The 20,088-nt window shown below is 70.8% G+C and carries 19 protein-coding genes and 1 pseudogene; 9 read left to right on the top strand and 11 right to left on the bottom strand.

Features of this window, described 5'->3' with window-relative positions:
• Positions 1-218: 218 nt before the first annotated feature.
• On the top strand, positions 219-941 hold the full coding sequence (locus ACWCQM_RS32335) for a lysophospholipid acyltransferase family protein (protein WP_450918624.1): 723 nt from the start codon (positions 219-221) through the stop codon (positions 939-941).
• Positions 942-1,151: 210 nt separating this feature from the next.
• Here the strand turns inward: ACWCQM_RS32335 and ACWCQM_RS32340 are convergent, their stop codons facing one another.
• From ACWCQM_RS32340 to ACWCQM_RS32355, 4 genes are all read right to left on the bottom strand, one after another.
• On the bottom strand, positions 1,152-1,748 hold the full coding sequence (locus tag ACWCQM_RS32340) for a transglutaminase-like domain-containing protein (RefSeq protein WP_450918625.1): 597 nt from the start codon (positions 1,746-1,748) through the stop codon (positions 1,152-1,154).
• Positions 1,749-1,820: 72 nt separating this feature from the next.
• Positions 1,821-2,900 (bottom strand): threonine aldolase family protein, encoded by a 1,080-nt coding sequence (locus tag ACWCQM_RS32345; protein ID WP_450918626.1) that lies wholly within the window; start codon positions 2,898-2,900, stop codon positions 1,821-1,823.
• Positions 2,879-3,643, bottom strand: a complete 765-nt coding sequence (locus ACWCQM_RS32350) for an SDR family NAD(P)-dependent oxidoreductase (RefSeq protein WP_450918627.1) — start codon at positions 3,641-3,643, stop codon at positions 2,879-2,881. The genes ACWCQM_RS32345 and ACWCQM_RS32350 overlap by 22 nt, the downstream gene beginning before the upstream one ends.
• A 26-nt stretch (positions 3,644-3,669) precedes the next feature.
• Positions 3,670-5,067: a DUF6421 family protein gene (locus tag ACWCQM_RS32355; RefSeq protein WP_450918628.1), complete on the bottom strand. Its 1,398-nt coding sequence runs from the start codon at positions 5,065-5,067 to the stop codon at positions 3,670-3,672.
• Between the two features lie 282 nt (positions 5,068-5,349).
• Here ACWCQM_RS32355 and ACWCQM_RS32360 point away from each other — a divergent pair, with 282 nt between their 5' ends.
• Positions 5,350-6,000, top strand: a complete 651-nt coding sequence (locus ACWCQM_RS32360; RefSeq protein ID WP_450918663.1) for a glycerophosphodiester phosphodiesterase — start codon at positions 5,350-5,352, stop codon at positions 5,998-6,000.
• A 35-nt stretch (positions 6,001-6,035) separates the two neighbouring features.
• Here ACWCQM_RS32360 and ACWCQM_RS32365 read toward each other — a convergent pair whose 3' ends face one another.
• Complete coding sequence (locus ACWCQM_RS32365; protein ID WP_450918629.1) at positions 6,036-6,584, bottom strand: GNAT family N-acetyltransferase; 549 nt, start codon at positions 6,582-6,584, stop codon at positions 6,036-6,038.
• Positions 6,585-6,761: 177 nt separating this feature from the next.
• Between ACWCQM_RS32365 and ACWCQM_RS32370 the strand changes: the two genes are divergently transcribed.
• The 5 genes from ACWCQM_RS32370 to ACWCQM_RS32390 all read left to right on the top strand — a co-directional run bounded on the left by ACWCQM_RS32370 (position 6,762) and on the right by ACWCQM_RS32390 (position 10,135).
• Positions 6,762-7,373: a DUF5134 domain-containing protein gene (locus ACWCQM_RS32370; RefSeq protein ID WP_450918630.1), complete on the top strand. Its 612-nt coding sequence runs from the start codon at positions 6,762-6,764 to the stop codon at positions 7,371-7,373.
• A gap of 86 nt (positions 7,374-7,459) precedes the next feature.
• The gene (locus tag ACWCQM_RS32375; protein WP_450918631.1) at positions 7,460-8,395 is read left to right on the top strand and encodes a M56 family metallopeptidase; all 936 of its coding nucleotides are present in this window, start codon (positions 7,460-7,462) and stop codon (positions 8,393-8,395) included.
• Positions 8,396-8,429: 34 nt separating this feature from the next.
• Positions 8,430-9,119 (top strand): phosphatase PAP2 family protein, encoded by a 690-nt coding sequence (locus ACWCQM_RS32380; RefSeq protein ID WP_450918632.1) that lies wholly within the window; start codon positions 8,430-8,432, stop codon positions 9,117-9,119.
• 30 nt (positions 9,120-9,149) lie between these two features.
• A complete protein-coding gene (locus tag ACWCQM_RS32385) occupies positions 9,150-9,875 on the top strand; it encodes an HAD family hydrolase (protein WP_450918633.1) in 726 nt (241 codons plus the stop codon).
• An 80-nt stretch (positions 9,876-9,955) separates the two neighbouring features.
• Complete coding sequence (locus tag ACWCQM_RS32390) at positions 9,956-10,135, top strand: hypothetical protein (protein WP_450918634.1); 180 nt, start codon at positions 9,956-9,958, stop codon at positions 10,133-10,135.
• Between the two features lie 232 nt (positions 10,136-10,367).
• On the opposite strand, the gene ACWCQM_RS32395 is transcribed toward ACWCQM_RS32390, so the two are convergent.
• A complete protein-coding gene (locus ACWCQM_RS32395; protein WP_450918635.1) occupies positions 10,368-11,858 on the bottom strand; it encodes an LVIVD repeat-containing protein in 1,491 nt (496 codons plus the stop codon).
• 163 nt (positions 11,859-12,021) lie between these two features.
• On the opposite strand from ACWCQM_RS32395, the gene ACWCQM_RS32400 reads away from it, so the two are divergent.
• Together ACWCQM_RS32400 and ACWCQM_RS32405 are read left to right on the top strand one after the other, a co-directional pair.
• Positions 12,022-12,705, top strand: a complete 684-nt coding sequence (locus ACWCQM_RS32400; RefSeq protein ID WP_450918636.1) for a DUF305 domain-containing protein — start codon at positions 12,022-12,024, stop codon at positions 12,703-12,705.
• 89 nt (positions 12,706-12,794) lie between these two features.
• Positions 12,795-13,898 (top strand): annotated as a pseudogene (locus tag ACWCQM_RS32405) (FAD/NAD(P)-binding protein).
• 111 nt (positions 13,899-14,009) lie between these two features.
• Here ACWCQM_RS32405 and ACWCQM_RS32410 read toward each other — a convergent pair.
• The 5 genes from ACWCQM_RS32410 to ACWCQM_RS32430 form a co-directional block, all read right to left on the bottom strand.
• Positions 14,010-14,387, bottom strand: a complete 378-nt coding sequence (locus tag ACWCQM_RS32410) for an ArsR/SmtB family transcription factor (protein WP_450918637.1) — start codon at positions 14,385-14,387, stop codon at positions 14,010-14,012.
• 21 nt (positions 14,388-14,408) lie between these two features.
• A complete protein-coding gene (locus ACWCQM_RS32415; protein WP_450918638.1) occupies positions 14,409-15,146 on the bottom strand; it encodes a class I SAM-dependent methyltransferase in 738 nt (245 codons plus the stop codon).
• A 29-nt stretch (positions 15,147-15,175) separates the two neighbouring features.
• A complete protein-coding gene (locus ACWCQM_RS32420) occupies positions 15,176-16,276 on the bottom strand; it encodes an NADH:flavin oxidoreductase/NADH oxidase (RefSeq protein WP_450918639.1) in 1,101 nt (366 codons plus the stop codon).
• Positions 16,277-16,416: 140 nt separating this feature from the next.
• Positions 16,417-16,809: a hypothetical protein gene (locus ACWCQM_RS32425; protein WP_450918640.1), complete on the bottom strand. Its 393-nt coding sequence runs from the start codon at positions 16,807-16,809 to the stop codon at positions 16,417-16,419.
• 36 nt (positions 16,810-16,845) lie between these two features.
• The gene (locus tag ACWCQM_RS32430; RefSeq protein WP_450918641.1) at positions 16,846-20,022 is read right to left on the bottom strand and encodes a glycosyl hydrolase 115 family protein; all 3,177 of its coding nucleotides are present in this window, start codon (positions 20,020-20,022) and stop codon (positions 16,846-16,848) included.
• Between the last annotated feature and the right edge of the window lie 66 nt (positions 20,023-20,088).

Genomic DNA, 20,088 nt, shown 5'->3' on the forward strand with positions numbered 1-20,088 from the left:
CCTGTCTCCTCCCGAGAGCTCCGCGCAGAGGGTCAGCGCCGGGCGACCTCATTACATTCCCGGATGTTTCACGTGACGAGAATCTCTCGCCCCGGGGGCTTAGGGGCTGGCCACGGCGTCGCACATGGGGCACGATCGCCCCAATGCCGAAAACCTACGGCTGCGTAACTTCCGCCGGGAGAACCCTCCCCAGGCATTGAAGAAGGGTCTTCATCCAGATGGCAGAACTCGTCTATCGGCCGGTCATCGGCGCCGCTCGCACGCTGTTCAAGGCGCTCGACCTGAAGATCGACACCCAGGGTTCGGAGCACATCCCGAAGACCGGTGGCGCGGTTCTGGTCAGCAACCACATCAGCTATCTGGACTTCATCTTCACCGGACTCGGTGCCCTGCCGCAGAAGCGGCTCGTCCGCTTCATGGCGAAGGACTCGGTCTTCCGGCACAAGGTCTCGGGCCCTCTGATGCGGGGAATGAAGCACATCCCCGTCGACCGCAACCAGGGTGAGGACGCCTACGCGCACGCGCTCGCGTCGCTCCGGGCGGGTGAGATCGTCGGCGTGTTCCCGGAGGCGACCATCTCGCAGTCCTTCACCCTGAAGAGCTTCAAGTCGGGCGCGGCCCGGCTGGCGCAGGAGGCCGGCGTACCGCTGATCCCGATGGCGCTGTGGGGCACCCAGCGTCTGTGGACCAAGGGCCGGCCGCGCAACTTCCGCCGCAGCCACACCCCGATCACCATCCGCGTGGGCGAGGCAGTGGAGGCCCCCGCCGACCAGTACGCGGGCGCGATCACCCGCCGGCTGCGCGAGCGCGTCCAGGAGCTCCTCGAAGCGGCGCAGCGCGCCTATCCGGTGCGCCCGAAGGACGCGAGCGACACCTGGTGGATCCCGGCCCACCTGGGCGGTACGGCTCCGACGCCCGCCGAGGTGCGCGAGCGCGGCTGACCCCGGCCGCCACGGGCGGAGGAAACGTCACACCGGCCCGTGGGGGCGCGATCCGCGCTCCCACGGGCCGCCGGGCTTCTCGGGCGGCTCGACGGCGCTGGTGACCGCCCCCGGCAGGCCCGGCGGCCCGCCCCCGTCGGCGCCCCGACGGAACGCGCGCCCGGTGGAAGGCGCGCGCCGGACTCCGACCGGGCGAGGGACGCCCCGGCCTCAGAGCTCCGTGGGGAGGTTCCGGCACAGTTCCGCCCGGTCCCCCGCACCGCGCAGCGCGCGCAGCACCGCCGGATGCGGGGCGTCGTGGACCACCGGGTAGTCGACCTCGCCGAACTCGGGCCGTACAGCCCAGACCAGCCTTTCCTCGTCGGCCGAGAAGCGGACACCGGCCCCCGCCTCACCGCCGCGCGGGTCCTGCCGGACCCACCGCTCGCGCCCGGGAAGCCGCACCGCGACCAGACCGTGGACGACGGGGTCCACACCCTCGTCGGAGAGCCGCTGGTAGCAGAGGCCGGCGGGGATCCCCCCGGCGCGGAGCAGGGCGGTCAGGGCATGGGCCTTGGCGTAACAGATCCCGGTACGGGCGGCGAGCACGTCCGAGGCGCGCCAGGTGACCCGCGGATCACCGGTGTCCATCGAGTGGGGCACGGCGTCGCGTACGAATGCGAAGGCGGCAGCCGCGTATGCATATGCATCACCCGACTCGGCCCCGAGGGAGTCCGCGGTCTCCCGCACGAACGGATGGCGATGGTCGATGACCTCGTCGTCGGCGAGGTATGCCGAAATTTCGGGGGCGTGCTGGATAAGCTCCATGCCCGGGAAGCGTAACGACGCGGCCGACCGGACGCAATACAATTCCGGTCGGCCGCATATATATTCTGCCCGCTATCGGGCCATCTCCTCCTTGAGCGCGAGCACGAAGGCGTCGACGTCCTCCTCACGGGTGTCGAAGGCGCACATCCACCGGACATCGCCGGCCGCCTCGTCCCAGAAGTAGAAGCGGAACCGCTTCTGCAGCCGTTCCGACACTTCGTGCGGCAGCCGCGCGAAGACGGCGTTCGCCTGGACGGGGTAGAGGATCTCCACGCCGTCCACCGCGCGCACCCCCTCGGCCAGGCGCTGCGCCATGGCGTTGGAGTGCCGGGCGTTGCGCAGCCAGAGGTCGCGCGAGAGCAGCGCCTCCAGCTGGACCGAGACGAAGCGCATCTTGGAGGCCAGCTGCATCGACAGCTTGCGCAGATGCTTCATGGCCCGGACCGAGTCCGGATTCAGGACGACGACCGCCTCGCCGAAGAGCGCGCCGTTCTTGGTGCCGCCGAACGACAGGACGTCGACGCCGACCACGTTGGTGAACGCGCGCATCGGCACGTCCAGCGACGCGGCGGCGTTGGCTATACGGGCGCCGTCGAGGTGGACCTTCATGCCCCGCTCATGGGCGTGCTCGCAGATGGCGCGGATCTCGTCGGGCGTGTAGACGGTGCCGAGCTCGGTGTTCTGGGTGATCGAGACGACCTGCGGCATGGCGCGGTGCTCGTCGTCCCAGCCGTACGCCTGGCGGTCGATGAGCTCGGGGGTCAGCTTCCCGTCCGGGGTCGGGACGGTGAGCAGCTTCAGTCCGCCCATCCGCTCCGGCGCCCCGCCCTCGTCCACGTTGATGTGGGCCGACTCGGCGCAGATCACCGCACCCCAGCGGTCCGTCAGCGCCTGGAGGGCGACGACGTTGGCCCCGGTGCCGTTGAAGACAGGGAAGGCCTCGGCCGTGGGGCCGAAGTGGCTGTGCATGACCCGCTGGAGGTGTTCCGTGTAGTCGTCCCCGCCGTAGGCGACCTGGTGGCCGCCGTTGGCCAGGGCGAGGGCGGCGAGGATCTCCGGATGCGCGCCCGCGTAGTTGTCGCTCGCGAAGCCGCGCTCCTGCGGATCGTGATGACGTCGCGCATCGGTTCTTACGGTTGCGGGGTCAGCCACAGACGCTTTCCGTTCACTTCTCCGGCGGGCTCGTCCCAGACTCCGGCGATGGCCTCGGCCAGCTCCTTGACGTCGGTGAAGCCCGCGAACTTCGAATTCGGGCGCTCGGCGCGCATCGCGTCGTGCACCAGTGCCTTGACCACCAGGATCGCAGCAGCCGCCGTCGGGCCGGCGTCACCCCCCGCCTTGCGGAAGGAGTCCGCGAGGGCGAGCGTCCACGCCTCGGCCGCGGCCTTGGACGCCGCGTAGGCGGCGTTCCCCGCGGTGGGGCTGCTCGCCCCGGCCGCGCTGATCAGCACGTAACGGCCACGGTCACTGCGCCGGAGTACGTCCTGGAAGGCGAGCGAGGTGGACTGGACGGTGCGGATCAGGAGCTTCTCGAGGAAGTCCCAGTCGGCGAGGCTGGTGTCCTCGAAGCCCGCGCCACCGCGCCAGCCGCCGACGAGGTGGACCAGTCCGTCGACGCGGCCGAACTCCTTCTCCGTCTTGACGACCCACTCCTGGGTGGCCCTCAGATCGAGGAGGTCGACCGTGTCACCGGTGACCGTCGCCCCGCCGTGTGCGTACCGCGCCGCGTCGACGGCTTCCGCCAGCCGCTCGGGATTGGCGTCGGACGCCACCACGGTCGCGCCCGCCTCGGCGAGCCGGAGCAGCGTCGCCCGGCCGGCGGGACCCGCCGCTCCGGCCACCGCGATCACCGCGCCTTCCAGCGCATCGCTGTCGGCCCTGCCTGTTCCGTTCATCGCCACCGCCTCCTGAAAACGCGCGCTCACGCAGCTGCCCGCCCGGCATCCGTCGCAGTGATCCCCTTGGTGGAGGCGATCACATGCTTCAGTTTCTTCGAAAGCGCCTCATAGAACATGCTCAGGGGAAACTCGTCCGGAAGCACGTCGTCGACAAGCTTGCGAGGGGGCTGATCCAGGTCCAGGGCGTCCGGACCCTTGGCCCAGCGGGAGCCCGGGTGGGGGGCGAGATAGGTCGCGACCAGGTCGTAGGCCGCGAACCAGTGCACGAGCTTGGGGCGGTCGATGCCGTCGCGGTAGAGCGTCTCGATCTCCGCGCAGAGCTGGTTGGTGACCTGCGGGGCGCGGGACCAGTCGATCCGGAGCGTGTTGTCGGTCCAGCGGACGACGTCGTGCTTGTGGAGGTAGGCGAAGAGCAGCTGGCCGCCGAGGCCGTCGTAGTTGCGCACCCGCTCGCCGGTGACGGGGAAGCGGAACATACGGTCGAAGAGCACCGCGAACTGGACGTCACGGCCCTGGGCGACGCCTTCGGTCTCCAGCTTCACGGCCTCCTTGAAGGCGGTGAGGTCGCAGCGCAGCTCCTCCAGGCCGTACATCCAGAACGGCTGGCGCTGCTTGATCATGAAGGGGTCGAACGGCAGGTCGCCATGGCTGTGGGTGCGGTCATGGACCATGTCCCAGAGCACGAACGCCTGCTCGCAGCGCTTCTGGTCGCCGATCATCTCGCGGATGTCGTCGGGCAGCTCGACGCACAGCAGGTCGACGGAGGCCTCGGTCACGCGGCGGAAGCGGGCGGCCTCGCGGTCGCAGAAGATGCCGCCCCAGCTGAAGCGCTCCGGCGCCTCGCGCACGGCGATGGTCTCGGGGAAGAGGACCGCGGAGTTGGTGTCGTAGCCCGAGGTGAAGTCCTCGAAGGTGATGCCGCAGAACAGCGGGTTGTCATAGCGCGTGGCCTCCAGATCGGCGAGCCACTCGGGCCAGACCATCCGCAGCACGACCGCTTCGAGGTTGCGGTCCGGGTTGCCGTTCTGGGTGTACATCGCGAAGACGACCAGGTGCTGCACACCGTCGACGCGGTTCCGGGCGGGCTGGAAGGCGAGCAGCGAGTCCAGGAAGTCCGGGACACCGAAGCCGTCGGCCGCCCAGCGGCGCAGGTCCTCGACGAGCGCGCGGTGGTAGGTCTCGTCGTGCGGGAGCAGCGGGGAGAGCTGCTCGACGGCGGTGGTCACACGGGTGACGACGGCCTCGGCCTGGGCGGCGGTGGGGGCTCCTTCCGCCGTGAAGTCGATGGAGCCGTCCTTGGACTGCCAGGGGCGGAGCTCTTCGACGGCACTCTTGAGCGAGGGCCATGCCGGGTGCTCCACGACCCGCTGGTCAGCAGTTATCGCGCCGGTGGCGGTCGCATGCTCAAGAATTTCCGTCATAACACTTCCTTCACGGGAGAACCTCGCGTCAAGCAACCGTATCCATGCACGGCTCCTTCGGACAAGTGGAGGACAGAAAATTATCCTGCCCTCCCCCCATGGTCACCGTTATTTTTCCTGCCACACCCCCCTGGGACAACTTCTTCCGCCGGACTGGCCGCGCGGACTCGGTCCCGTGCGCGAGAACTGGTTCCCTGTGGGTAGGAGCCGCCACGCTGGACGAGAACGACGGACGGAAGCGGGAGTGCCTTGACTTTTCTCACCATCGGTCATCGCGGGGTCATGGGCGTCGAGCCGGAGAACACGCTGCGCTCGTTCACGCGCGCGGAACAGGCCGGCATGGACGCCGTCGAGCTGGATCTTCATCTGAGCAAGGACGGCGCGCTCGCCGTCATGCACGACGCCGACGTGGAGCGCACGACGGACGGGCGGGGGCTGATCGCCGACAAGACGCTGGCGGAGCTCCGGGAGCTCGACGCCGGCCTGGGCGAGAAGGTGCCCGTCTTCGAGGAGGTCCTCGACGCGGTCGGCTCACCCCTCCAGGCCGAGATCAAGGACGTCGCCGCGGCCCGGGCGCTGGCCGAGGTGATGCTGCGGCGTGATCTGGCCGGCCGGGTCGAGGTGTCCTCGTTCCACGACGAGGCGGTCGCCGAGATCGCCCAGCTGGTGCCGGGGGTGCGGACGGTGCTCATCGTTAGCCGCTGGGAGAGCGATGTGGTGGAGCGGGCGAAGGCCGTGGGCGCGGCGACGCTGGCCCTGAACATCCGCCGCCTCACCCTGGAGGTGGTCGAGCGGGCACACGCGGAGGGCCTGAAGGTGATCGGCTGGGTGGTGAACACCCAGGACCATCTGCGTCTGGTGCGCGCCCTGGGCCTGGACGGCGCGACGACCGACTACCCGGAGATCCGCAGGGCGGGCCGCTTCACCGCCTGAGCAGCCCTGGCCCGCGGCCCCGTCGCAGCTCGTCCCTACAGGTCCTTGACCAGCAGCTCGAAGGCGAGGTCGTCGCGCTGCGGGATGCCGAAGCGCTCGTCGCCGTACGGGAAGGGCGTCAGCTTTCCCGTACGGCGGTAGCCGCGGCGCTCGTACCAGGCGATCAGCTCCTCCCGGACCGAGATCACCGTCATGTGCATCTCACCGGCACCCCAGTCCTCCCGCGCCGTGCGCTCCGCCTCGGCGATGATCACCTTGCCCAGGCCCGCCCCCTGCAGCTCCGGCCGGACCGCGAACATGCCGAAGTAGGCTGCCTCGCCACGGTGTTCGAGCTGGCAGCAGGCGACCGGCTCGCCGTCTCGCTCGGCCACGAGAACCCGCCCCGAGGGAGTGTCCAGCACCTCGCGCACCCCGGCCGCGTCGGTGCGCTGTCCCTGGAGGATGTCCGCCTCGGTGGTCCATCCGGCCCGGCTCGCGTCTCCCCGGTAGGCGGACTCGACGAGCCCCACGAGGACGGGCACGTCGGCCTCGGTCGCGTCGCGGAAGGTGAGGTGTACCCGGGCCGAGGCCGGTGCGATGTCCATGTGGCTTTCTCCGGTGGTGTGCTGCCGACGGTGCCGTCCGAGACTAACGCGGCCCCGGCCGCCCCCCGCAGGCCCGGGCGCGCTCCCCCAGTACCCCAATGCGCCCCGGTAGTCGCAGGCGGAACGGGGCATCGATGGGACGACACCGGCGTCATTCGTCGTAGGGGGAGGTGCACTGTGCACGGACCGGCGCTGTCCGGCTGGCTGCTCATGGTGCTGTGCGGGTTCACCGGGGCGTACTGCCTGCTGCGCACCCGCGAAGGCACCGAGCGGGAACGCCGAGCGGCACGCGGGGAGGCGGTGATGGGGTTCGGGATGGCCGCGATGGCGGTGCCCGCCGCCCTGCTGGCCCTCCCGGAGTGGACGTGGGCGGTGTACGCCGTCGTGTTCGGCGCCGCGTCGCTGCGCGCGCTGGTGTACGCCGCGCGGGGCGGCGGCCACCACTGGCATCACCTGGTCGGTTCGCTGGCGATGGTCTACATGGCCGTCGCGATGGCTCCGGGCGCGGCGCACGGGGCGACGGGCGGCCACCTGGCGCACGGGGCGGGGCCGGTGGGCTCCGCCGGCGGCGTCCCGGTGCTGACGGGGGCGCTGCTGGCGTACTACGCCCTCTACGTCCTGCGTGCGGCGGGACGTCTGATACCCGCTCCGGCACCCGCCGGGGTGCCGGCCGGCGGTGGGATCGCCGGTGGCGCGGCGGGCTCCGTCTGGGGCGCGAGACCCGAGATGGCGCTGGCGTGCAGGCTGACGATGGGGATAGCCATGTTCGCCATGCTGCTCACCCTGTGAGACGGCGGGCCCGGCGGACCGTGTCCTGCGTCACTTGGCGCGCGTGGCCATACCCGTGGACAGTGCGGCGCTCATAGGCTGACGCCATGTTGGTCTCCCTCGCGCTGCTGCTGCTCGGCGCCTTGGCCGCGGTCGTGGCCCCGGGCCTGATGGCGAGGGCCCGATGGCCCGAGCGCGAGCCTGTCGTGGCCCTCTGGGTCTGGCAGTGTGTGGTGGCGGGCGTCCTGCTGTCCTTCGGGCTCTCCATGACGCTGAGCGCGGCAGCCGCCTGGCAGGCGGTGCGTGGTCATGTCTTCGCGCCCGCACCGCACGCCGTGGTCGAGGCGTACGCCCTGGGCGCGTACGGCCCTTGGTCCGCGGTCATCGCGGTGCTGCTGGCACTCGGCGGAGTGTGGACGGCGGCCATGCTCGTACGGGAGATCCACCGGGCCCGGGCGCGTCGAAGGCAGCGGCGGAGCGAACTGCTGGTCCGGTCCCCGCTGATGCCGGGCGAGGAGCCCGGCAGCGGTCGCCTCGTGGTGCTGGAGGGCGAGCGTCCGGACGCGTGGTGGCTGCCGGGGGCGGCTCCTCAACTGGTCATCACCACCGCGGCGCTCGGGCGTCTCAAGGGCCGTCAGCTCGACGCGGTGCTCGCACACGAGCAGGGGCACGCCCAGGCGCGCCACGACTGGCTCCTGCACTGCTCGGGCGCGCTCGCGTCCGGCTTTCCGCAGGTGCCGGTGTTCGCGGCGTTCCGCGACGAGATGCACCACCTCGTCGAACTGGCCGCGGACGACGTGGCGTCGAGGCGCTTCGGACGCCTCACGATCGCGCTCGCCCTGGTCGAACTCAACGAGGACCGCGGGGTGTTCGGCCCGTGTCCCACGCCCGACGCGCACATGCCCCTCAGGGTGAACCGCCTGCTCGCACCGGTGGAGCGGCTCACCGCGGGCCGTCGGCTGCGGCTGACGGCCGCTGCCGCGCTGGTGCCCGTCGTGCCGCTGCTCGTGGCCTTCGTGCCGGGTCTCAGCGCCCTGGGTTAGCCTCCCGGGCGCATCGTCCGCGAGGATCGTCCCCATGCACTCCCCTCCCCACCTCCCCCGTACCCGGCCCTTGCTCCTCGTCACCGGCCTGGTCTGCGCCGCCCTGTCCCTCGTCCTGATCGTGCTGGTCGCGGTGCGCTGGTCCCCCCTGGTGTCGCTGGACGGCGTCGTGGCCGACGCCCTGCACCGCGACGCGGTGGCCGAACCAGGGCTGGTCCATGTCAACAGGGTGCTGACGGACTGGGTGTGGGACCCCTGGACGATGCGCGTGCTGACCGCCGTGGCCGTGATCCTGCTGTGGTGGCGCGGGGCGCGTGTGCTCGCCGGGTGGGTGGCCGCGACCAGCCTGTTCGCCACACTGGTCCAGCAGGGCCTGAAGGCGGCGGTGGGCCGGGAGCGTCCCCGGTGGCCCGACCCGGTGGACTCGGCGAACTACGCGGCCTTCCCCTCGGGGCACGCCATGACGGCGGCGGTGACCTGTGGGCTCCTGATGTGGCTGCTGCGCCTGCACGGCGCGCATCCCGCCGTGTGGTGGGGCTCACTGGTCCTCGCCGCCCTCTCGGTTGCCGGCGTCGCCTTCACGCGCCTGTATCTGGGCGTGCACTGGATGAGCGACGTGCTGGGCGGGGTGCTGCTCGCGGGGACCGTGGTCGCCTTCTCCGTCGCCGGATACGGCGCGTACACGGCGCGGCGGACGGCGGGTGGCGAGGAGCCGCCCTTGTAGGGCCTCGCCCGGAGCCACGATGATCGGACCATGCGGATCAGGGGTGTACTTTTCGACTTCTCCGGGACCCTCTTCCGGATCGAGCCGGTCACATCATGGCTGCGCGCCGTCCTCGACGCCCGGGGCATCACCGTGGAGCAGGCAGATTTCGAACGGTACGCGCGCCGGCTGGCGGATGCCGGGGCACAGCCCGGAGGCCCGCGGCCCGTGGAGGTTCCGCCGGCGCTGGCCGAGGTCTGGGCCCTTCGCGACAGCAGCGCGAAGACCCACAGGGAGGCCTTCACCGGCGCCGCACGCCAGGTCCCCCTTCCGGACCCGGTCCTGTACGACGCGCTGTACGAGCGCCATATGGACCCGGCGGCCTGGCAGCCGTACCCCGACGCGGCGGAGGTGCTGCGCGGGCTGCGTGACAACGGCGCGTCGATCGGTGTCGTGAGCAACATCGGCTGGGATCTGCGCCCCGTCTTCCGCGCCCACGGCCTGGACGAGCTGGTCGACGCCTATGTCCTGTCCTACGAGCACGGCGTCCAGAAGCCCGACCCCCTGCTGTTCCGTACGGCGTGCACGCTGCTGGGACACGATCCTGCGGATGTGGTCATGGTCGGTGACGACCGCGACGCGGACGTGGGGGCGGCGGCCGTGGGGTGTGAGGTGCGTTTCGTCGACCACCTGCCCGTGTCCCGGCGGCCGGACGGGCTCAGGGCCCTCGGCCTGGTCGATGGCACGGGAGAGGGGTCAGCTCCGCGCGCCTTGTGAAGGATGCCGGCGGACAGTGTGAGGGATATCCCTGTCCCGGAAGGGGACTCGCGGCCCGATGGGGGTTTAGTTTGGTGGACATGTCCCCGTATCCGAACACGTCCGTCACCGTGCGCCCCGCCTCCGTCGTCAACGAAGAGATTCGCGACCTGTGGCAGCGCTCGGGCGGACTGCTGTCCCCGGACGAGGAGACGCTGTACCAGCGGCTGCTGGTGGAGTGGGCCACGGCCGCGGGTACGAGCGTCCGTCCGGCGGCCTGAGCGTCCGCTCGGCCCTCTGCCTTCCGGCCCCGCCGCCCGTCGTTCCGCGCGGCCCCTCAGGATTTCCGGACAGCGCACGGCGGTGCTTCTGATTCCGGCGATCCCCCGCATCGCCGGAATCAGGGGTACAGCATGTCCCCGTGCCGCCCACGGGTCAATCGGATAGACGTGCCCCGCCGGGCGGAGACTCCCGGCGGGGCACTCGCGTTCACCTGCGGGGGAAGCGGGTGGGTCAGCGGTCGAAGTAGTCCGGCTGCGTCTGGACGTTGAGCTCCTTCAGCCGCACCTTCTTCGCCGGGTCCGTCCGCCGGTCGTCGAGCTTCAGGACGTCGAAGCCCTTGGCGATGTCGTTGGAGTAGATGTAGCCGTTGTAGTAGTACGCCGACCACGGGCCGGCGGTGGTGACCGCCGTCGTGGAAACGGGACCGCGCTCGAAGTACGCGATCTCCTTCGGCTTGGAGGAGTCGGTGAAGTCCCACACGGAGACGCCGCCCTGGTACCAGGCCTGGACCATCAGGTCACGGCCCTTGACCGGGATGATCGAGCCGTTGTGCGCGACGCACACCTCGGTGTCCGCCTGCGGGCGGTCGATCTTGAAGTAGCTGCGGAAGACCAGCTTGCGGTTGTCGCCCTTGCCCGTGATGTCGTAGACACCGTCGGCCCCGCGGTTCGGCCCGATCGCGTCGTTGCAGGTGGCCGCACCGCCGCCGCCGAGCTCGTCGGTGAACACCACCTTGTCCGCGCCCTGGTTGAAGGTCGCGGAGTGCCAGAACGCGAAGTTCACGTTGTCCTGGACCCGGTCGATGATCCTCGGGTTCTCCGGGTCCTTGATGGAGAAGAGCAGACCGTCACCCATGCACGCGCCGGCCGCCAGGTCCTTCGACGGCAGGACGGTGATGTCGTGGCATCCGGTGGTCTTCGAGACGCCGGGGTTGGTCGGCGCGCCCGGGTTGCCGCCGTCCGGGAAGAGGACGGGGAAGTTCACGATCCGGGCGTCCTCGGGAGCGCTGCGCGGCACCTTGATGACGGAGATGCCGTCGTGCGGCGGCTGGCAGTCCGGGAACGTCTCGTTGGGCGAGTACGAGGAGACGTAGACGTAGACGCTCCTGCGCTCGGGAATGATCGTGTGGGTGTGGGAGCCGCACGCGGTCTCGACGGCGGCGACGTACTTCGGGTTGCGCTTGTCGCTGATGTCGAAGACCTTCATGCCCTCCCAGGAGGACTTCTCCGTGGCCGGCTGGGTGGTGCTGGCACAGGAGTTGTCGCTGCGCGAGGAGTCGGTCGACAGGAAGAGGAGGTTCCCGGAGACCGAGATGTCGTTCTGCGATCCGGGGCAGAGGACCTGCGCGACGGTCCTCGGCTTCTTCGGGTTGCGGATGTCGAAGATCCGGAAGCCGTCGTAGTTGCCGGCGTACGCGTAGTCACCCTGGAAGGCCAGGTCCGTGTTGAGTCCCTGGAGCGCGTCCTTGGGGACGTTCGTCAGGTGCTCGATGTTGGCGCTGTGGACGATCTCGTCCACGCCGGGTATCTCACCGCTCTCGATGGCGGCGCGTGCTTCGGCCTGCTCGCTCACGGAAACACCGCTGCGGGTGGTGGCGGTGTCGCCCGGGTCCGGCGTCGCGGCTGCGGGTCCTGCCGTGAACAGCGTGGCGATGAGCCCGGCCGCGGCTGCCGCCACACCCAGACGTCTGCGCCGCACGCTGGTGGTGTGCAACGAGGTCACTGCGTCCTCCCTTGTATCCGTCCGTCGACGAACGGTTCTTGGACCCCGGCAGTATCGTCCCTCTCATGTACACACCAACAGATGGCAACAGAGACGTAATGAAAGTTTTTGATCAACGGCCGGTGGAAGCTGTTAGGACGGTCTGCGACACACTCATGCGGCAATGGAGGTCAGCGTGTTGATCCACCGTCGGAACGCGCACGTGCGCGCAGCTGCCCTGGCTGCGACACTCACGGCTGCCGTTCTCGTCCTGTCGGGCTGCGACGGGGGCAGCGACGACGACGGGGCGAACGCGGCAGCGGACAAGGGCTTTTCGGTCGTGGCGCCCGGGAAGCCCGGCGAACCCGCGAGGACGCTGTCGGCCGAGGAGGCGGCGAAGGAGGTGGGCGACGACACTCCCAACTCCGCCGACTTCCGCTACACCCGGATGATGATCGAGCACCACGAACAGGCCCTCGTGCTCACCGCACTCGTCCCCGGCCGGGCGTCCTCCCCGTCCGTCGAGCGGCTCGCGAAGCGCATATCGGCGAGCCAGCAGCCCGAGATCGGCGCCATGGAAGGCTGGCTGAAGAACAACGGCGGGGGCGACCGCGAGGAGACGCACGACGACCATGCCGCGATGCCCGGCATGGCGACGGACCAGCAGATCGAACAGTTGCGCGCCGCACGCGGCAAGGCCTTCGACACGCTGTTCCTGAAACTGATGATCACCCACCACCAGGGCGCGGTGACCATGGCGACCGAGGCGCTGGCGGACGGCAACAACGTACTGGTGGAGGAGATGGCCAACGACGTCGTCGCCCAGCAGACCGTGGAGATCGACCGGATGCGCGGTCTGATGACCTGATGGACCACGCCGGTCCGCCGGGCCCGTGCTCCTCCCCGCTTCCGCCCGGCGGTGCCATGCTGGAGGCATCCTGCGGGAAGAGGTGCGCCGTGCTCCGTGTCGCCGTCGTCGGTTCGGGTCCCAGTGGGGTCTACACCGCCCAGGCCCTGTTGCAGCAGTCGCGGGTTCCGGATGTGCGGGTGCATGTGCTGGACCGGCTGCCCACCCCGTACGGGCTGGTGCGTTATGGGGTGGCGCCCGACCACGAGAAGATCAAGTCGTTGCAGAGCAGTCTCCGGGCGGTCCTGGAGGACGAGCGGATCACCTTCGCCGGTCATGTGGAGGTCGGCGGCGAGGGCGGGCTGTCACCCGCCCGGCTGAAGGAGCTGTACCACGCGGTGGTCTACTGCGTCGGAGCGGCGGCCGACCGGCCGCTCGCCGTTCCCGGCGAGGGACTGCCGGGCAGCTTCTCCGCCACCGAGTTCGTCTCCTGGTACAGCGCCCATCCCGACGCCGGGGGGCTTCGCGCTCCGCGCGCCGGACGGTCCTGGCGCGGCGTCGCTCCCCGCCGTGGTCCGGCGCAATCTGGAGGTGCTGCGCGGCTGGTCGGCGGCGCCGCCCTCCGCCCCGGCGGACGGCCAGGAGCGCCGCATCCGGCTGCGCTTCTTCCTGCGCCCGGCCGAGCTGCTGGAGCGGGACGGCCGGGTGTCCGGGGTGCGGTTCGTGCGGACCGTCCCTGACGGGGCGGGCGGCGTGCGGGACACGGGGACGTACGAGGACATCGAGGCGCAGCTGGTGCTGCGGGCCGTGGGCTACCGGGGGACGCCGCTGCCCGGGCTGCCCTTCGACCCGGTGCGCGGCACGGTGCCGCACGCGGGCGGCAGGGTGCTCAGGGACGGAGTGGTGTCGCCCGGGGAGTACGTCGCGGGGTGGATCAAGCGCGGCCCCACGGGCGTCATCGGATCGAACAGGTCGTGCGCGAAGGAGACGGTCGCCTCGCTGCTCGCCGACGCTCCGCTGCTGGCCCGCCGGGAGGTCTCCCCCGACCCGCTGGCCGCGCTGCGGACTCAGGGGCGCGGCCCGTGGAGTGGGACGGCTGGCTGTCGATCGAGCGGGCCGAGTCCGCGCTCGGCCGGTCGCTGGGCCGTGGGCGGGTGAAGATCCCCGACTGGCCGGGGCTGCTCGACGCGGCACGCGGCGAGGGCGGCCGGTGACACGGCCGGGAGATGGGCAAGGGCGGCCGGTGACACGGCCGGGGCGGTACGGCGAGGGCGGCCGGTGACGCGGTACGCGGAGAACGCGGCCGGTGACTCCCCGGTGCGGCGTCAGTCCTCGCCGAACCGCTTCGTCTGGAGGTCGGCCGCCCCGAGGACGCTGTCCAGCAGCCCGGGGAAGAGGGCGTCCAGGTCCTCCGTCCGCACACAGCTCAGCTTCGCCGTCCCCCGGTAGAACTGCGTGATGACGCCGTTCTCGCGGAGCACCCTGAAGTGGTGCGTGGTGGTGGACTTGGACACCGGGAGGTCGAAGCGGGAACAGGCCAGCTCGTCGGTCGCGCCGGCCAGCTGCCGCACGATCCGGAGCCTGACCGGGTCCGAGAGGGCGTGGAGCACGCCCTCGACGCGGATCTCCTCGCGCGAGGGATGGGTGAGCACGCGAGCGGCGTTCGTCGTCACGGTTGCTCCACTTCGTACAGGGGTCTTCATTGTACGAGAGTCATCGTAATTTTATCCACGGGCGGCCACCACGAGCCGGGCGCGAGGGCTGCCGTCCGGCCTCCGGCCGAGCGCCTCCAGCGGCAGAAGTCGCACCTCGAATCCGGTGCGTACGAGGTCGTCCACCACGCCGGCGAGCGGGAACGTGCGGTAGTACATGATGAAACGCGGATGCCACAGGGCGTTGCGCACCCGCATCGCCATGTCGAAGCCGAGGAACGACCAGTAGGCCCGGGAACCCACCGCGGGCGGCGCGCCCACCGGGAAGACGAACACGCCGCCCGGCCGCAGCGACGCGTACACCTGGTCGAACAGCGTGGGGCGTTCCTCCGGCAGGAAGTGGCCGAACGCCCCGAAGCTCAGGGCCAGGTCGAAGGCCGGCGCGAAGGGCAGCGCCCGGGCGTCGGCCCGCACCCAGTCCACCGCCGGCCCTTCGGCCGGTGCGGAGGCGACGGTGTGCGCGGACCGCGCCACGCCGAGCATGCCGGCGCTGAAGTCGACGCCGGTGACCCGCTCCCGGCACAGCTCCCGCAGGACGCCCACGCCCGCGCCGGTGCCGCAGCAGACGTCCAGGCCCCGGTCGAAGGGCCCGAGCGGCCGGACCGCGTCGGCGACGGCGTCGAGCACACGGTCCGGGGTCCGGTAGGGCGTCAGGTCGAACTTCGGGGCGAGCAGGTCGTATCCGCGCATCGTCGAGGAGAGCGCTTGTACGGCCAGTTCGCGCAGCGTGGGGCCCTGGGGAGTCGGCATCGCCGCTCAGCGTACCCACTGAGGCCGGCTCACACGGCGTAGCCGTACGGCAGGGGCAACTCGATGTCGCCGTCGAGGGCGCGCGAGGCGTTGCGGGCGAAGTAGGGGTCGCGCAGCAGTTCACGGCCGATCAGGACGGCGTCCGCGCTGCCCTCGGTCAGGATCTTCTCGGCCTGCACGGGGTCGGTGATCAGCCCGACGGCGGCCACCGGGAGGTCCGTCTCCTTGCGCACCCGCTCGGCGAAGGGCACCTGGTAGTCCGGCCCGACGGGGATGCTCGCCCCGGGGGCGAGTCCGCCCGTCGAGACGTCGAGCAGATCCACGCCGTGGGCGAGCAGTTCGCGTGCGAAACGGACGGTGTCGTCGGCGGTCCAGCCCTCGCGCGGGTCCTCGGGGTTCTCGGTCAGCCAGTCCGTGGCGGAGATGCGGAAGAACACGGGCAGTTCCTCGGGCCACACCGCGCGCACGGCGTCGACCACCTCGAGGGCGAAGCGCGTGCGGTTCTCGAAGGAACCGCCGTACTCGTCGGTGCGGTGGTTGCTCTCCGGGGAGAGGAACTGACCGATCAGGTACCCGTGCGCCCCGTGGACCTCGGCGACCTGGAAGCCCGCGTCGAGCGCCCTGCGTGCGGCGTCGGCGAACTGCCGCACGATTTCCTGGATGCCGTCGACGGACAGTTCGGTGGGCACCGTGTAGTGGTCGTCATAGGCGATGGCGCTGGGCGCCACCGGCTGCCAGCCCTCCGGGGAGTCGACGGGGACGGGACCTCCACCCTGCCAGGGGCGGCCTGTTGACGCCTTGCGCCCGGCATGGGCGAGTTGTATGCCGGGGACGGCCCCGTGCGCGGAGAGGGAGGCGGTGACGCGTCGGAACGCCTCCACCTGCCTGTCGTTCCAGATACCGAGGTCGGCGGCGCTGATCCGCCCCTCCGGGCTGACGCCGGTGGCCTCGACGAGCACGAGTCCCGTGCCGCCGACGGCGCGGGACGCGTAGTGGGCGAAGTGCCAGTCGTTGGGCGCACCCGTGTCGGGACCGGCCGCGTCCGCGCTGTACTGGCACATGGGGGCCATCCAGATGCGGTTGGGGAAGGTCAGCGACCGCAGGGTGCAGGGCTCGAAGAGTGCGCTCACAGGGGGCTCCGGATTCTCGGAATGCGACGGGCGGCGCCGTGGCCCGGTCCGCCCGGGCCACAGCATCGTACGAGATTCACCGTACTACGAGAAATACCGTACTACGCCGATCGTCGAATTATGGGCCGCACGGACCCGGCTCACCTCCGGCGCCGGAGCCGGATGTCGGCATCGGCGTCGTACATCTGGCTCCAGCTGCGTCCGCTGCCCGATGTCCAGGTCACCTGGACGTGTCCGCCCTCCGTCCTGACGGCCTCCACCGTCATCAGCCGGTCCGCGTCGCGGACGTCGCCCCGCAGCAGCTCGCGTGCCTTGACGGTGACGGGCTCCGCCGCGCGGGCGTTCTCGGCCTCGGCCGCGGCCGCGAGGAGCGCCGCGGCCAGTTCCCTGGCCGCGGCCGGGGAGCAGGACCAGGAGGCGCCGGCCGGCGTGCCCTCGATCCGGATTCCGACCTGGAGGGGGCCCTCGGCCGGTCCCGGGGCCACCTCCAGCGTCGCACCGTGCCCCTCGGTGTCCCGGATCTCGATGCTCATCCCTGCCGCCTCCTCGTCCTGCTCGTCCCGCTCCGGTCAGCTCAGCCGGAGGCTCTCCGGCGGGCCCAGATAGCTGGGCTTGAGGCCGCCGGTGTCCACCACGAGGTTCTGGAGTACCACGGTCGGGTCGACCATCCAGAATTTCAGGACGTGCGCCCCCGCCCGGCCGATGTGGTGCACGGTGCCGGTGCGGTTGACGTTGTCCGAGGTGTTGCGGGCCCACTGGGTGTTCATCGTGCCGTCGTCGGCCCCGGTGACCGAGGTGATGTTGACCGGCTGCGGAGCCTCGTCGTCGAAGGAGACGGCGTACGTGAGCCCGTCGGACGCCAGCGCGTTGTTACGGGGAGACAGATACGCCCAGACCGTGACCGGCCCGGTCGTGAACAGGCTGACGCGGTACTCCAGCCGGGGCCCTCTGCCGCCCGGGGCCTGGCGCCCGGCGGTGACCGGGAAGGGTTCCATGCCCGATCCGGTGCGGCCGATGTCCGGAATCCGCCGCCAGGAGATGCCGTCGCGGCCGACCGCCCGGTGGAAGTGGTCGGCCTCGATGGAGACGTAACCGTTGGCCTCGACGAATCCCCTGAGCTCCGCGCGCTCCAGGCGGGGCCGGTCGGCCACGGCCTGGACCACGACCTCGCTGCCGCCGGGGCCGGAGATGGCGACGGGGACCCTCGTTACCCCCTTGGGTGCGCGCGACCAGTCCACCCGGAAGGTGACCCTGGTCTGGGCGTCCACCCGGCCGCGTGTCCGGTCGGCGATCAGCCAGGAGGCACCCGTACGGACGCGGAAGTCGAAGGGTTCGGTGCCCCGGTTGAACACCTCGACATACTGAGCGGGCTGGCTCTGGTACGGGCTGAAGACCGGCAGCACCGCTTCGGCAGCGTCACCGGACCCCGGCCACCAGGCGGACGAGCCGTCGACGGCGACGCCCATCTCGGCCTTGCGCGGGAGTTCGATGCGCCGCACGGCGGGGAAGATCTCGTCGGCGAGGGCGACGTTGTTCAGCTCGGGCTGCTGCCAGGGGGCGTTGGGGCCGTAGCGGTCCACGTCGCCGTAACCGATGTGCGGCTGGGTCTGGAAGCCGTTCCACTTCCCGTCGGCCACCTCGGTGTTGAACCGGGCGGCGAGGGCGAAGTCCTCGGCGAGGCCCGACTCGGCCGTTGCGGCAAGCTGATTGGTCAGCGCGCGGCCCTGGGGCGCGTAGTGCAGGTTGGTGAACTCCGCCTCACGCAGGGCGTAGAGATTGGCGGTCGCCCGCACGGCGTAGCCGACGAGTTCGTACCAGGCGTCCTGGGCGGAGGCCGGCAGACCGCGGCGGACGCGTTCGGCCGCGGCGTCCAGGCGCCGCCAGTCCTCGGTGACCCGCTCCAGCTCGCGGTAGTCGACGATGCTGAAGGGCGTGGCCCGGTCGTCGTAGACGATGGCCGAGGAGTCCTTCGCCGGGTCCTTCGCCGGGTCGAGGGTGATCTTCCGGTTGAGCAGCTCGGGCTTGCGGCGGGACTGAAGCCGGGCGTAGGTGCGCAGGATCTCGGCGATCTCCTCGGCCTGCTTCTCCCCGAAGTTCTGCGCGGCGTACCGCTCCTCCCACTCCGCGAGCGCCTCCAGGGGCCAGCGGTCGGGCTTCCAGGCGTACTCCAGGAAGAACTGGGTGGGCAGTTCGTTGCCCTTGAGGTCGCCCACGTTGGTGACCCAGAGGCCGTGGTTGCCGTAGGCCGCGCTCTGGTGGAGCTGGTCCCACATGTTGGGGAGGGACGCGGTGTCGACCCACTTGTAGTTGCGGCCGACCCCGACGTAGTCGAAGTGGTAGTACAGGCCGTAACCGCCGCCGCGGGCATCGTTCTTCAGGTCGGGCAGCTTGCGGACGTTGGCCCAGTTGTCGTCGGTGAGGACGACGGTGATGTCGTCCGGGACACGCAGCCCGCGATCCCAGTAGTGCTGGACCTCCTTGTAGAGGGTCCACACCTGCGGGACCCGGTCCTCGGCGCCGAGCTCCTCGGCGAGGATCTCGCGCTGGGTGGCGATGATCTCGGTCATCAGCTCGATGCCGTCGCCGTCCGGCAGGCTGACATCGCCGTTGCCTCGCATGCCGAGGGTGACCACGCCCTCGAAGTCCTCGTCCGCCATGCGGCGTATGCCCTCGCGCCAGTAGGCCTTGATGGCTTCGGCGTTGCGGCGGAAGGACCACTCACCGGTGCCGCCGTAGGGGTCGTGGCCGGGCTTGGTGATGGTGCCCGCGCTGTCGCGCACGGCGGCGACGGCATGCCGGTTCCACTCCTCGATGCCCCGCATCATGGGTGCCTCGTGCGAGGTGCCCATGACGACACCGTAGGCCTTGGCGGTGGCGTGGTTCTGCGGGTCGTCCTCGGCGAAGGCGCGCCCCCAGACGGCGGGCCAGAGGTAGTTGGCCTTGAGGCGCAGCATCACTTCGAAGATCTTGGCGTAGAAGGCCGCGTTGAACCCGCCCTCGAAGCCCGGAGCCTTGCCGGGGCCGAAGAAGGCGGGGGCCCAGGTGCCCAGCGCCGGGTTCTCGTCGTTGATGAAGAAGCCCCGGTACTTCACGGCGGGGGTGCCCTGGCTGTGGAGGCCGGGCCGGACGTACAGGGCGTCGCGGTGGACGGGCGTGACGTCGTCCCACCAGTACCAGGGCGAGACCCCGATGCCCCGGGAGACGTCGTACGCGCCGAAGATCGTGCCGCGCTGGTCGCTGCCGGCGACGACGAAGGCGCGGTCCACCCCGGGCAGCGGCTTCTCGACCACGGTCTGGAGGCTGGTCTCCCACTTGCCCGTGATCCCGGAGGCCCTCAGCTTGCCCTCGGCGATCAGTCGGTCGATCAGCGGGCTGCGGCCGATGGTGCCCACGAGGACGATCTCGCGGCCCCGGGGCGCGGCGTCCTTGGAGAGCGCGGGGCGGACACCTGTGACGCGCTCGATGTCGTCCCGGAGGTCACCCGCCACCCGTACGACGCCGTCGTGGTCCCTGTCGCTGACCACGATGGGAGCCGCCCGGCCCGACCTGACCAGGGGGAAGGCACCGGAGCTGGGCGTGAACGAGATGTATGCGCCGGGGTCGGTGGGGTGGACCGCCGGGGAGCCGGCGGGCGCGGCCGATGCCTGGCCGGTCAGGCCCATCAGCGCCCTTAGCGGTGTCGCAGTCAGCGCCGTGATGCCGAGTCCGGCCCCGAGGACCGATCTGCGGCTGGTGTGCTTGTCCATGTTGCTCTCCATTTTGTTCACACACATGACAAATTGGACGGGCGTGAGCCCCTGGCGGAATTGCTG

The sequence above is a fragment of the Streptomyces sp. NPDC002125 genome (genome assembly GCF_053593715.1).

Excerpts from the sequence above, each read along its gene's own strand:
- ACWCQM_RS32335 (WP_450918624.1), top strand. The coding sequence starts at position 219 with ATGGCAGAACTCGTCTATCGGCCGGTCATCGGCGCCGCTCGCACGCTG.
- ACWCQM_RS32340 (WP_450918625.1), bottom strand. The coding sequence starts at position 1,748 with ATGGAGCTTATCCAGCACGCCCCCGAAATTTCGGCATACCTCGCCGAC.
- ACWCQM_RS32350 (WP_450918627.1), bottom strand. The coding sequence starts at position 3,643 with ATGAACGGAACAGGCAGGGCCGACAGCGATGCGCTGGAAGGCGCGGTG.
- ACWCQM_RS32355 (WP_450918628.1), bottom strand. The coding sequence starts at position 5,067 with ATGACGGAAATTCTTGAGCATGCGACCGCCACCGGCGCGATAACTGCT.
- ACWCQM_RS32360 (WP_450918663.1), top strand. The coding sequence starts at position 5,350 with ATGGGCGTCGAGCCGGAGAACACGCTGCGCTCGTTCACGCGCGCGGAA.
- ACWCQM_RS32365 (WP_450918629.1), bottom strand. The coding sequence starts at position 6,584 with ATGGACATCGCACCGGCCTCGGCCCGGGTACACCTCACCTTCCGCGAC.
- ACWCQM_RS32375 (WP_450918631.1), top strand. The coding sequence starts at position 7,460 with ATGTTGGTCTCCCTCGCGCTGCTGCTGCTCGGCGCCTTGGCCGCGGTC.
- ACWCQM_RS32380 (WP_450918632.1), top strand. The coding sequence starts at position 8,430 with ATGCACTCCCCTCCCCACCTCCCCCGTACCCGGCCCTTGCTCCTCGTC.
- ACWCQM_RS32385 (WP_450918633.1), top strand. The coding sequence starts at position 9,150 with ATGCGGATCAGGGGTGTACTTTTCGACTTCTCCGGGACCCTCTTCCGG.
- ACWCQM_RS32390 (WP_450918634.1), top strand. The coding sequence starts at position 9,956 with ATGTCCCCGTATCCGAACACGTCCGTCACCGTGCGCCCCGCCTCCGTC.
- ACWCQM_RS32400 (WP_450918636.1), top strand. The coding sequence starts at position 12,022 with ATGGAGGTCAGCGTGTTGATCCACCGTCGGAACGCGCACGTGCGCGCA.
- ACWCQM_RS32410 (WP_450918637.1), bottom strand. The coding sequence starts at position 14,387 with ATGAAGACCCCTGTACGAAGTGGAGCAACCGTGACGACGAACGCCGCT.
- ACWCQM_RS32415 (WP_450918638.1), bottom strand. The coding sequence starts at position 15,146 with ATGCCGACTCCCCAGGGCCCCACGCTGCGCGAACTGGCCGTACAAGCG.
- ACWCQM_RS32425 (WP_450918640.1), bottom strand. The coding sequence starts at position 16,809 with ATGAGCATCGAGATCCGGGACACCGAGGGGCACGGTGCGACGCTGGAG.
- ACWCQM_RS32430 (WP_450918641.1), bottom strand. The coding sequence starts at position 20,022 with ATGGACAAGCACACCAGCCGCAGATCGGTCCTCGGGGCCGGACTCGGC.